12 protein-coding genes are annotated in these 11,283 nt (G+C 32.4%); 4 read left to right on the top strand and 8 right to left on the bottom strand.

The window, feature by feature from the left end:
- A partial coding sequence (locus ABIK75_06740; protein MEO0090779.1) for a T9SS type A sorting domain-containing protein occupies positions 1-649 on the top strand: 649 nt, incomplete at its 5' end.
- Between the two features lie 18 nt (positions 650-667).
- Entirely contained in the window at positions 668-3,649 is a 2,982-nt protein-coding gene (locus tag ABIK75_06735; protein MEO0090778.1) for a M20/M25/M40 family metallo-hydrolase, read from the top strand.
- Here ABIK75_06735 and ABIK75_06730 read toward each other — a convergent pair.
- The gene (locus tag ABIK75_06730) at positions 3,637-4,794 is read right to left on the bottom strand and encodes an MFS transporter (protein ID MEO0090777.1); all 1,158 of its coding nucleotides are present in this window, start codon (positions 4,792-4,794) and stop codon (positions 3,637-3,639) included. The genes ABIK75_06735 and ABIK75_06730 overlap by 13 nt on opposite strands.
- Positions 4,795-4,875: 81 nt before the next feature.
- Here ABIK75_06730 and ABIK75_06725 point away from each other — a divergent pair, with 81 nt between their 5' ends.
- Together ABIK75_06725 and ABIK75_06720 are read left to right on the top strand one after the other, a co-directional pair.
- A complete protein-coding gene (locus tag ABIK75_06725; GenBank protein ID MEO0090776.1) occupies positions 4,876-5,085 on the top strand; it encodes a zinc ribbon domain-containing protein in 210 nt (69 codons plus the stop codon).
- 15 nt (positions 5,086-5,100) lie between these two features.
- Positions 5,101-5,394 (top strand): HU family DNA-binding protein, encoded by a 294-nt coding sequence (locus ABIK75_06720; protein MEO0090775.1) that lies wholly within the window; start codon positions 5,101-5,103, stop codon positions 5,392-5,394.
- 91 nt (positions 5,395-5,485) lie between these two features.
- Here the strand turns inward: ABIK75_06720 and ABIK75_06715 are convergent, their stop codons facing one another.
- Genes ABIK75_06715 through rsxC form a run of 7 tightly spaced genes read right to left on the bottom strand, consistent with a single transcriptional unit; the run spans position 5,486 to position 11,095 of the window.
- Positions 5,486-6,022, bottom strand: a complete 537-nt coding sequence (locus ABIK75_06715) for a hypothetical protein (protein MEO0090774.1) — start codon at positions 6,020-6,022, stop codon at positions 5,486-5,488.
- Positions 6,019-7,020: an RnfABCDGE type electron transport complex subunit B gene (locus ABIK75_06710; GenBank protein MEO0090773.1), complete on the bottom strand. Its 1,002-nt coding sequence runs from the start codon at positions 7,018-7,020 to the stop codon at positions 6,019-6,021. The genes ABIK75_06715 and ABIK75_06710 overlap by 4 nt, the downstream gene beginning before the upstream one ends.
- A complete protein-coding gene (locus tag ABIK75_06705; protein MEO0090772.1) occupies positions 7,017-7,607 on the bottom strand; it encodes an Rnf-Nqr domain containing protein in 591 nt (196 codons plus the stop codon). Before ABIK75_06705 ends, ABIK75_06710 begins: the two co-directional genes overlap by 4 nt.
- A 5-nt stretch (positions 7,608-7,612) precedes the next feature.
- Positions 7,613-8,206 (bottom strand): RnfABCDGE type electron transport complex subunit E, encoded by a 594-nt coding sequence (locus ABIK75_06700; protein MEO0090771.1) that lies wholly within the window; start codon positions 8,204-8,206, stop codon positions 7,613-7,615.
- Positions 8,203-8,736 (bottom strand): FMN-binding protein, encoded by a 534-nt coding sequence (locus ABIK75_06695; GenBank protein ID MEO0090770.1) that lies wholly within the window; start codon positions 8,734-8,736, stop codon positions 8,203-8,205. Before ABIK75_06695 ends, ABIK75_06700 begins: the two co-directional genes overlap by 4 nt.
- Before the next feature lie 2 nt (positions 8,737-8,738).
- Positions 8,739-9,740: an RnfABCDGE type electron transport complex subunit D gene (locus tag ABIK75_06690; protein ID MEO0090769.1), complete on the bottom strand. Its 1,002-nt coding sequence runs from the start codon at positions 9,738-9,740 to the stop codon at positions 8,739-8,741.
- Complete coding sequence (rsxC, locus tag ABIK75_06685; protein MEO0090768.1) at positions 9,737-11,095, bottom strand: electron transport complex subunit RsxC; 1,359 nt, start codon at positions 11,093-11,095, stop codon at positions 9,737-9,739. The genes ABIK75_06690 and rsxC overlap by 4 nt, the downstream gene beginning before the upstream one ends.
- Positions 11,096-11,283: the final 188 nt, after the last annotated feature.

Raw genomic sequence — 11,283 nt, 5'->3', positions numbered from 1 at the left:
TGCGATGATATGTGTTAATTGGGATGATTTATATCCACCGACGGGTAATGGTATTTGGTTCTATTATGATACCTTAAATCACCGGATGATTTTGGAATGGGATAGTGTTCATTATTATAATCCAAGAGCTTCTTGGGACAAGTTTCAGATAATCATTTATGATACAACAGTGAGGACTTATACTGGTGATAATGAGATAGTTTTCCAATATCTTACTGCCAATAATTATACATCAAATACTGTTGGCATTGAAGACCAAACAAATACGATTGGTATAAATGCTTTGTATAATAATACTTATCATCGTGCTTGTGCTCCGATTGTTGCTGGTCGGGCAATTAAATTTACTACCGATACTATCGGTTATATTGGAATTAAGGAATTTGCTAAGACACTGGAAAATAAAAAGAAACAAATAATTGTTGCCAATCCTCAAAAGATATTAAAAATTAATTTGCCTTATGAAGAAGCTCAAATTACAATCTTTGATGTTTTCGGAAGGAAGATAAGAGAATTCAATTTAAAAGGTTCAATGTTGATTTTGGATTTCAAAGATAAAAAAGGCAAAAAATTAGGAACAGGTATTTACACTATCCGGATAAAAACCAATAACGAGACTATTATTAAAAAAATTATCTATATAAAATAAATAACGTGAGGAAAGGAGATGAGAAAGTTTTTTATCATTAGTTTATTAATAGTAAGTGGTTTTAGTTTTTCCCAGGAATTTCTTGTAAGAATTCCGTTTTCTTATGTAAAACAGGTAAAAGAATCACCAGTAATCCCTATTGCTTTTTTTGATAATTCTATTATCGGTATAATATCGGCAGATAAAATCAATTTATTAAATTTTCCATACTCTCCTTTATCTTCTTTTCCTTTAAAGAAGGGCGAACTTTATATTGTTTATCCTTCTTCCTATTTAGAAAAATCTGATGCCAGAGAAATTATTCGAAGATATGGAGAAATTTTATTAGAAGAGAGAAGTGCTTTTCTTGTGAACATTGATGAGGAAAAGGCTAACTTTTTATCATCTTTGGGATTCGAGATTGCCCACGTTTCTATGATGCCTGTTGTTATTCCTGAAGAGTATGAGATGTCGGTTTATTTTCCTAAAAATTATGGAAAGGAAAATCCGATAATTCGTCAGATTATTGACCGTATTACACCCAGCGAAATCGCCCAATTTATAAGGGAACTAAGTGGAGAAGTTCCGGTAATAATTAGGGGGCGAGAGGATACTATAAAAACTCGTTATACTTATTCGCCAAAAAATTCGTCAGCTCTCTTTTATCTTTATGAAAGATTTCAGGAATTCAATTTAGATTCTATTAATTTTCATCCTTTTCGTTCGGAAAGCAATATTGTTGCTACAAAAAGAGGTTTGGTTTATCCACATAAATATTGGATTATTGGCGGTCATATGGATTGTGTTTCCGAACAATCTTCGGTTTATGCACCGGGTGCCGATGATAATGCTTCGGGTACCGTTGCGGCACTAATTGCGGCAAAATATCTTAGTCGTTATCCTTTTAAATACTCAATTAAATTTATTGGCTGGAATGCGGAAGAACAAGGATTATATGGCAGTGCTGCTCATGCCGAGTCAATTAGACAAAGAAGAGATTCGCTTTTAGGAGTTATTAATGGCGATATGATTGCCACGGAAATGACAAATCGAGATTCGGTAACCGTTTACAATGGAAATCGGATTGGTTCAATTGCAATGGGTGATACTTTTATAGTTTGTAATCAGAGATATAACATTGGTTTAAGAATTGGCAGGAGTAATACCGCACCAGCTAATTCTGACCATTATTCTTATTATTCTCGTGGTTTTGAAGCAATAATGGTTCATGAAGGTAATTTTTCGCCTAATTATCATTCAACAAGAGATAGAATTACCGCTCCGGAATTTGATACTTTATTCTTAACACAAGTTATTAAATGTATGGTAGCCACCTTAGCTACTCTTGCCCAACCAATTCCTTCCGGTGCAATGTATCAGAGGCATATAATAATTGATACCCCACCTTTAGGCAATGGTGACGGAATTTTAAATCCTGGTGAGTCTTGTGAAATGCCTATCTGGATAAAAAGTTTTAGCAATTATCCCTTGGAAGGAGTAAAGGGTATTATTCGTCATACAAGACCTGATACGAATGTTGTTTTTTATGATTCAGTTAAATATTTTGGAACAATTTTGCCTAACGATTCTGCTTTTACTGGTGAAGATGGTTTCAATCTTGTTGTTTCCCCAGCTTGTACTAATGGATATGTTTTACCAATAGAATTAGTAATTGTTGATACCTTGGAATCAACTTGGGTAAGTCCTTTAAACATTAAAATTGGCGCACCAATACTCTCACCAATGGGAATAATTGTTTGGGATTCAACCCCCGGTGGAAATAATAATAGAAAACTTGATCCAGGAGAAACTGCCTATATTGCTATTGGAATTAAAAACATTGGCTTAGGAAATGGTTACAATGTGTATGCTATCTTAAAATCGGCTGATCCCAGATTTATAATTTTAGATTCTTTTGGAAGTTACGATACAATTTTAAAAGATAGTATAAAATATAATACTTTTGATAAATACAAAGTTTATACAGATGCTTCGGTACCAAGAGAATATCCTGTTTCTTGCACATTGATTATCCATTCTCAAAGTTGGGAGTTTGTTAAGCCTTTTGAAATTATTGTTGGCGAGATGGGTTTCGTTACTGATCCAATTCCTGATGGTCCAAGAAGACCCCCGAGATATTGGGCATATGATAATGTTGATACTTTTTATATTGAATGTCCAGAATTTGAATGGATTGAGATAAGAAATGTTGGTGTGCAGTTGCCAATAACTCAGGATGATCAGACAATCCAAATTAATTTACCATTCCCATTTAGATATTATGGTACTTTATATACTGGTCAATTATCAGTTTGTGGCAATGGTTGGATTACGCCTGTCTATACAACTTCAACAGTTTATACCAATCAACCATTACCTGACCCGACATCAACAAATCCGAGTGCGATGATATGTGTTAATTGGGATGATTTATATCCACCGACGGGTAATGGTATTTGGTTCTATTATGATACCTTAAATCACCGGATGATTTTGGAATGGGATAGTGTTCATTATTATAATCCAAGAGAGCAATGGGACAAGTTTCAGATAGTCATTTATGATACAACAGTGAGGACTTATACTGGTGATAATGAGATAGTTTTCCAATATCTTACTGCCAATAATTATATATCGAATACGGTTGGCATTGAAGACCAAACAAATACGATTGGTATAAATGCTTTGTATAATAATACTTATCATCGTGCTTGTGCTCCGATTGTTGCTGGTCGGGCAGTTAAATTTACTACCGATACTATCGGTTATATTGGAGTAAAAGAATATATTTCTCTTGTTAAAAAGATAAATCCAAAAACTATTCCAACAATTCAAAAAGGGAAGTTTCTTTTAAATCCAAAAGATAATTTGAAATTAACTATTTATGAAATTACTGGTAAGAAGATTTTTGAAGGCAAGATTGAGAAAAACTGGCAGAGGAAATTACCTAACGGAATTTACTATATTATCATTACGCAAGAGAATGAAAAGATAAAAAAGAAGATTATTTATATTAAGTGACGCTTTTCTTTTACAAACAATAAAATAATTGTTGCCAAAATCGTTAAAAGAAAAGAAAAATAAAAAGGAGCTTTCATATTAAATATTTCCCATAAAATACCAGCAATAAAAGAAGAGAGGAGGGCAATTATTCCATTTATCATTTGAAAAAATCCAATACCGGTTGCGCGAAAATCTATTGGTGATAATTCAGAAACCAAAGCCTTTTGACTTGGTTCTAATGCTGCCTTATTTAATCCATAAAATAAGAAAATGAAAAATAATAAAGATTTTGATTTTAGATAGATAAATCCGAAAATTGTAATAAGCCAAAAAAGATAACCCAAAAATAGAGTAAATTTTCTTGAAGTTTTATCAGCAAGTTTGCCAAAAGGAAGAGAAAATAAAGAAGCAGTTAAAGTAAAAATAAGATAAAATAAGGGGATAGAAGTTTCTCTAAAACCAAAATTATTAGCATATATCAAAAGAAAGGAATAAGAGAAATAAGATAGAGAAAATAGGGAAGAAGAAAAAAGATAGAGATAATAGTTTCTATCAAAAAATTTGAAAGAGAAATCTAAAATTTTGCCTTCTTTTTTTCTTTCTATTTTTCTCTCTTTGATAAAAAGGATTATTAAAAAGGCACCGATTAAGGAAGGCAAGGCAGCAAGGAAAAATAGTTTCCTAAAGCCAAGGAGTTTAAAAAAGAGGATAGCGATGATAATTCCGCATACCGCTCCGAAATTATCCATTGCTCTTAAAAAGCCAAAGTTTCTTCCCCGGTCGCTGTCGGTAGAGATATCGGCAATTATTGCGTCTCTTGGCGCCTGACGGATTTTCCCTGCTCGGTCAAGGATTTTTAAAGGAATAAGTATAGGCCAGAATTTTGCTAAGGCATAGCCAATTCTTGATAAAGAACCAAAAAGATAACCAAGCCAAACAAATATCTTTCTTTTTTTTATCCTATCAGCTAAATAGCCGGAAAAGAAAGAAGATAAAGAGACTACTGCATCGCCAATTCCATCAACTAAACCTAAGGCAACCATATTTGCTTTTAAACTTTTGATAAACAAGGGCCATAAAGGATAGATAATATCCGAACCCAAATCATTTAAAAAAGAAGCAAAAGCAAAAATTTTAACGACCTTTTTCTTTTCTTTTTCCATAAGGGAATTATAAAAAATATAATAAAAAATATCAAGAAATTTAACTCTTGACTTTTATAAGTTTTTATGTTATAATTATTTATGCCAATATACGAATATCTTTGTTTAAAATGTAAAAAAGAGTTTGAGGAATTGGTTTTAAATAAGGAGGAAGGGGTTAAGTGCCCAGCTTGTGGTAGCAGGGAATTAGAAAAAAGATTTTCGGTCTTTGCTACCCAAGGATTAGAAAAAAATGTGGGTAGCAAAGGATGTAGTAGTTGTCGCGCCACAAGCTGTGGAAGTTGTAAATAAGGGAAGGAGGGGGTTATGACAATAACAAAACAACAAATTGTTGAAGAAATTACAAGAGAAATTTCACCAAGAGTTTCTAAAAAAGATGTGGCAGAGATTATCCAAAAATTTTTAGACAAGATAATCGATAACTTGGCAGAAGGCAACCGAATTGAATTGCGTGGTTTTGGTATTTTTAATACCAAATTGAGAAGACCAAAAATTGCTCGAAATCCAAAGACTAATGAACCAGTAAGTCTGCCGCCAAGAAGGGTACCAGTATTTCGAGCATCAAAAATCTTTAAAGAAACATTAAAAGTAGGAGGTTAGTATGCCTTGTGGAAGAAAGAGAAAATTAAAGAAAGTAAAAAGACATTGGTATAAGAAGAGAAGGAAGATGATGCGTCACAAGAAAAAATAATTAAGATAATAAAGAAAATATTTTAAAGTAACTTTCTTCTTTTTCTTTTAAATTGTTGATAATCTTTTCTTCTAATTTCAGGAGCGTAAGAATATATTCTTTTGTATATTTCTTGTAATTTTCTTGACCATTAAGATGATTTTTAATTAAACTTTCTAATGTTTCGTATATCAGTTGTTTTCTGATATCGATAATCTTTGGTTCATAAATTAGGTTTTTGGTTTCTAATCTTATTTTTTCTATTAAAATTTCTATTATTTCTAGTATTTCTTCTTCTTTTAAATCGCGCAGTCGCGTATTTTTTAAATTAATCAGTTGCTTTCTTAAATTTTTATTAAAATCTTCTTCATAATTTAAAAAAGGAATATTAAGTTTTTCCTTTAAATGGGTTTGAGCACTTTTTAAATAAGAGCAATCTTTTGGACAAATAATTTCTTCCCTTCTTTTTTCGCCACAACAAAGGGAACAAATATCATTTTGATAATAAAGACAAAATCTTTTAGGTATTCTCTTATTACAAAGAAAACATTTTTTCATACTTCTTTTTTTGTATAACCTAAAGCACCAACCATGGTGATTGCTTTGATTGGGCAAATCCGGAAGCATTCGCCGCAACCAACACATTTCTCGATTATTACTTTATGTCTTTCTCCTGGTTTTCCTTCAATTGCTTTAAATTGACAAACTTTCACACATTCACCACAGCCATTACAAGTGGTATCAATTAAAGCATAAGGTCTTTTTTTTACTTTATCAACATAGGATTTTGTTGGGCATTTTTGATAGCAGATGCCACAGTCAATACATTTCTCAAAATCCATAACCGGTAAATTATTTTCCATTTTTAAGGCATCATAAGGACAGACTTTGATACATATTCCGCAAGCAAAACAGCCAACCTTACAAATTTCTCTTACTTCTCTTCCTTTATCCGGCGAAACGCACGCAAGATAGACAAGTTTTGATTTGGGAATAAGTTTTAAGACTCCTTTAGGACATTCTTTTACACAAATACCACAACCGGTACATTTATTTTCATCAATTACCGGCAGCCTTTTCTTTTCATCCATCTTTATTGCTCCAAAAGGACAAACATTAACGCAGGTTCCTAATCCTAAACATCCAAAAAAGCAGGCTTTCATTCCTTGGTGGATAATATTTGCTTCTTTACAATCTAAATGACCATCATAAATAAATCTTTCCTTACATTCTTCAATGCCACCTTGGCAGGTTAATACCGCAACCATTTTCTCTTTTGCTTCGACTTTTATTCCTAAAATTTCACCAATCTTTTCTGCTACTTCTCTGCCACCTACTGTACAGCGATTGGGTTCGGCTTCTCCTTTAACAATTGCTTCAGCATAATTCTCGCAACCAGCATAACCACAGGCACCACAATTGGCATTTGGTAAAACCTTGGTTAATAAGGCCACTTTTTCATCTACCGATACCGCCAATTTTTTATGGGCAATTGTTAAAATTGTTGCCATCAAAATTCCTAAAATACCTAAAAGTAAAATAGAAATAATAATCATAAGGAAGCACCAAATAGATTAGCAAAACCTAAAAAGGCTAAAGATACTAAACTGGCAGCAATAAAGGCAATCGGATAACCTTTAAAGGAAGGAGAAATCGGAGCATAATCCAATTTCTCTCTAATTGCCGCAAAAAGAATGATAACTAACATAAAACCTAATCCGGTTCCTAAGGCAAAGATTATTGTATTCAATAAATGGAAACGATAATCAATTACCAAAAAGGTTGTTCCTAAAATCGCACAATTAGTAGTAATTAATGGTAGATAAATTCCTAAGGCATTGTATAATTGGCGATAACTCTTTTTTAAAAACATCTCAACAAATTGAACTAAACTGGCAATTACTAAGATAAAAGAGGCAGTTCTTAAGAATTCTAAATTTAAGGGCACTAAAAAGAAATGGTAAATCGGATAGGTAATAAGTGTTGCTAAAAGCATTACAAAAATAACTGCCAGTCCCATACCAAAAGAGGTAGAAATCCTTGTGGAGACACCAAAGAAAGGACAAAGACCAATATAACGCATTAATAAAATATTCTGGACTAAAAAACTGGCAAAAAATACTTTTGCGGGTGAGATATTCATAATCTTTATTTATTTAAAAATAATTTATTCACGATTGCCTTTAAAATTCCAATCAATAAGAATCCGCCAGGTGGAAATATCATAAATAATAAAGAGTTATTGATATAGGCATCAGGCATTACCTTCATTCCAAAAAAGGTTCCTTGGGCTAAGATTTCTCTTATTGTTCCCATAATGAAGATAACCAAAGTGAAACCAACTGATTTTCCTAAACCATCAAGGAAAGAATCAAATATTCCATAACGATAGGCAAAGGCTTCGGCTCTTCCCAAGATAATGCAATTGACAACAATTAAAGGTACAAAAACACCAAGAACTTTATACATATTCGGCTCGTAAGCCTGTAAGATGTAATCAACAATAGTAACAAAAGTTGAGATGATGATAATAAAAACTGGTATTCTAATATTGTCAGGCACAATCTTTCTTATTGCCGAAACAAAGATATTAGAAAAGATCAAGACAAAAGAAGCAGCAATTCCCATTCCCAAGGCATCGCGTGCGGAAATTGAGGTTGCTAAGGTAGGGCATAAGCCAATCATTAAGATTAATACTGGATTTTCTAAAATAATTCCATTCCAAAAATATTTAAACCTCATTCTTCTTTTAAATATTTTTTATATTTTTCAATCCCCTTTCTAATACCATCACAAACCGCCTTAGAAGATATTGTTGCCGCAGTGATTGCTTCAATTTCACCACCTTCTTTTTTTAACTTTATTTGCTCTTTTATCTTTCCTAAAAATTGGTTTTTAAATTTATCTTCCCTGATTTTCAATCCTAAACCAGGTGTCTCTTTTAATCCTTCGGCTGGCGAAGCAATCTTTAAGCCACAGACCTTTTCTAAGGTATCAATCCCCACGAACATCTCAATAATTCCACCGTAACCTTTCTCACCAGTTCGGAAAACCAAGCCAATAATCTTTGTTTTATCTTCTGATAAAATTTGATAACAACTATCCTTAACAACTTCTTTATAACCACCCATATTAGGAAAAATCTCTGATAAGGCAGAGGTAAAAAATTTCTCTTTATGCTCTTTTATTTTTGGTATAGTAAAGAGATAAACATAACTTAAAAGTAAAGCACTAACAACACAAACGGAAGTTAATACTAATATCTGTCTCATAACTACCTCTTGCCAAAAACCCTTGGTTTTGTATATCTTTCAATTAGTGGAGTTGCCACATTCATTAATAAAATAGAAAAAGAGACACCCTCCGGATAACCACCGAAATGTCTAATTAACATTGTTAAAATACCACAACCAATACCAAAAATTATTCTTCCCTTTTTAGTGATTGGTGAAGTCACATAGTCGGTTGCCATAAAAAAGGCACCAAGGATGAGTCCACCGGAAATAATTTGGAAAATATGATAATTGGGAAACCTTTTTATCGGCAGAATAAAAAGGGATAAGATAAAGCAGGTTAAAATATAACTTAAAGGAATCCGATAATCAATATATTTTTTTATTAAAAGATAGATAGCACCAATCAATAATAATAGAGCAGAGGTTTCGCCCAAACAACCACCAACATTACCAATAAATAGATTTTTTAAACTTTCCCAACTTGTTGCCTTATTTAATAAAATTTCTAAATCCTGTGGTGTACCCATTATTTTCGTATTTCTGATAGCAGTTAGTGGTGTTGCTTGGGTTATCGCATCAAAACCACTTATTGTTCCATAATAAGGAGCAATATAAGAGGCACTCATTGTTTGGGGAAAAGAGACAACTAAAAAGGCTCTTGCCGCCAATGCCGGATTTAAGAAATTATATCCTAAACCACCAAAAAGTTGCTTAACAACAACAATCGCAAAGAAAGAACCAATTATCGGAATAAAGAAAGGAACATTTGGTGGTAAATTAAAGGCAAGAAGTATGCCAGTAATTACCGCACTACCATCAAATATAGAAATTTCTCTTTTAAAAATGAGGTTATAGAGATATTCACTAATTAAGGCAGTAATTACTGAAAGGATTATAAGAATTATTGCTTTTATCCCAAAGAAATAGCCAGCACCAATTGCTGCCGGAATTAATGCCCAAACAACACTCCACATTATCTTATCAACTGAAACATCACTTTTTATATGGGGAGAAACTGAAACAATCAATTTTTCGTTCATTTTCTTTCCCTTTTTATAATCTCTTGTTTACCAAATTTAAAAGATTGAACAAGTTTTATTCTTGCTGGACAGGCAAAGGCACAAGAACCACATTCAATACAATCTAAAAGAGAATATTCTTTTGCCTTTTCAAACTCTCTTCTTTTAATAAATTTATGTAATTCACAAGGCAAAAGTCCCATTGGACAGGCTTCAACACAGCGACCACAACGAATACAATCTTTCTCTTTCTCTAAAATAACATCTTTTTCATTAAAGAAAAGAATTCCCGTAGTTCCCTTGACAACAGGCATATTTTCTGAATAGATGGCAATTCCCATTATTGGACCACCAAAAATTATCTTCTTTATCTCACCAACATAACCACCACAATATTCAACAATATCTTTTATTGGTGTGCCAATCCGGACAAGCAAATTCTTTTTTTCCTTGATTCCATTTCCAGAAACAGTAATCACCCTTTCAAATAATGGTTTATCAAAATAACAGGCTTCGTAACAAGCATAAGCAGTACTCACATTCTGAACGACAACGCCCACATCAAAAGGAAGACCGCCACTTGGTACTTCTCTTTTCAATATTGCCTTTATTAACTGCTTTTCCGCTCCTTGGGGATATTTTGTTCTTAAAGTATAAACTTCAAAATTATAATCCTTCTTATAAGAATTAAAAATCTCTATTGCCTTTTCTTTATTATCTTCAATACCAAAGATTAATCTAATATTTTGGCTATTCTTCTCCAATGCCTTTTTTAATAGCAAAGCACCCAGAATTATCTCTTTTGGTTTTTCAATCATTAAGCGATAATCATTAGTTAAATAGGGCTCACATTCACAGCCATTAATAATAAGCGTGTCAATAACTTTATCTTTTGGTGGCGATAATTTTACTGCTGTCGGAAAGGCAGCGCCACCAAGTCCAACAATTCCTGCTTTATGAACTTTCTCAATAATCTCATCGCTACTAAAATCTTTTTCTTCAAAATCTTTTTTAATATCTTCATCCCAAATATCTTCGCCATCACTTTCAATAATATAAGTCAAAACTCTGGAGAAAGTTAGGGGATGGGGTAATTCCTTTAAATCTTTTACTGTTCCTGATATAGAAGAATGGATATTTGCGGAAATCCTGCCATCGGCTTCACCAATAAGTTGTCCAGTTTTAACTTTATCACCAATATTCAAAAGAGGTTTTGCTGGTTTACCGGTATGTTGGGATAAAGGTATATAGACAATTTTTGGCAAAGGCAATTTCTCTATAGGACAATTCTCCGTAAAATGCTTATTTTCTTTTGGATGTACTCCGCCCTGAAATGAAAACTTTTTAATCCGATTTTTTGCTAAAAAATTAAACATTTTAAGAATATTATTATAATAAAAATTTATCTTCTGTCAAACTACCGAAAGGGTTTCTAATAAAATTGTCTATTCTCTATAATATAACTTTTAAAATTAATTAACGAAATAAATTATAGAATGTAAAATATAAAATTTTTAAATAATTATTCAAAACTTAATAAGAAATAAAAGGCAAGAATAAATAC

Source organism: candidate division WOR-3 bacterium (genome assembly GCA_039801725.1).
Taxonomy (GTDB): domain Bacteria; phylum Hydrothermota; class Tepidihabitantia; order Tepidihabitantales; family DTDR01; genus DTDR01.
This window is presented reverse-complemented; position numbering and strand designations above follow the sequence as displayed.

What these genes read in the sequence shown, in the direction of transcription:
- ABIK75_06735 (MEO0090778.1), top strand. Translation starts at nt 668, where the DNA reads ATGAGAAAGTTTTTTATCATTAGTTTATTAATAGTAAGTGGTTTTAGT.
- ABIK75_06730 (MEO0090777.1), bottom strand. Translation starts at nt 4,794, where the DNA reads ATGGAAAAAGAAAAGAAAAAGGTCGTTAAAATTTTTGCTTTTGCTTCT.
- ABIK75_06725 (MEO0090776.1), top strand. Translation starts at nt 4,876, where the DNA reads ATGCCAATATACGAATATCTTTGTTTAAAATGTAAAAAAGAGTTTGAG.
- ABIK75_06720 (MEO0090775.1), top strand. Translation starts at nt 5,101, where the DNA reads ATGACAATAACAAAACAACAAATTGTTGAAGAAATTACAAGAGAAATT.
- ABIK75_06715 (MEO0090774.1), bottom strand. Translation starts at nt 6,022, where the DNA reads ATGAAAAAATGTTTTCTTTGTAATAAGAGAATACCTAAAAGATTTTGT.
- ABIK75_06710 (MEO0090773.1), bottom strand. Translation starts at nt 7,020, where the DNA reads ATGATTATTATTTCTATTTTACTTTTAGGTATTTTAGGAATTTTGATG.
- ABIK75_06705 (MEO0090772.1), bottom strand. Translation starts at nt 7,607, where the DNA reads ATGAATATCTCACCCGCAAAAGTATTTTTTGCCAGTTTTTTAGTCCAG.
- ABIK75_06700 (MEO0090771.1), bottom strand. Translation starts at nt 8,206, where the DNA reads ATGAGGTTTAAATATTTTTGGAATGGAATTATTTTAGAAAATCCAGTA.
- ABIK75_06695 (MEO0090770.1), bottom strand. Translation starts at nt 8,736, where the DNA reads ATGAGACAGATATTAGTATTAACTTCCGTTTGTGTTGTTAGTGCTTTA.
- ABIK75_06690 (MEO0090769.1), bottom strand. Translation starts at nt 9,740, where the DNA reads ATGAACGAAAAATTGATTGTTTCAGTTTCTCCCCATATAAAAAGTGAT.
- rsxC (MEO0090768.1), bottom strand. Translation starts at nt 11,095, where the DNA reads ATGTTTAATTTTTTAGCAAAAAATCGGATTAAAAAGTTTTCATTTCAG.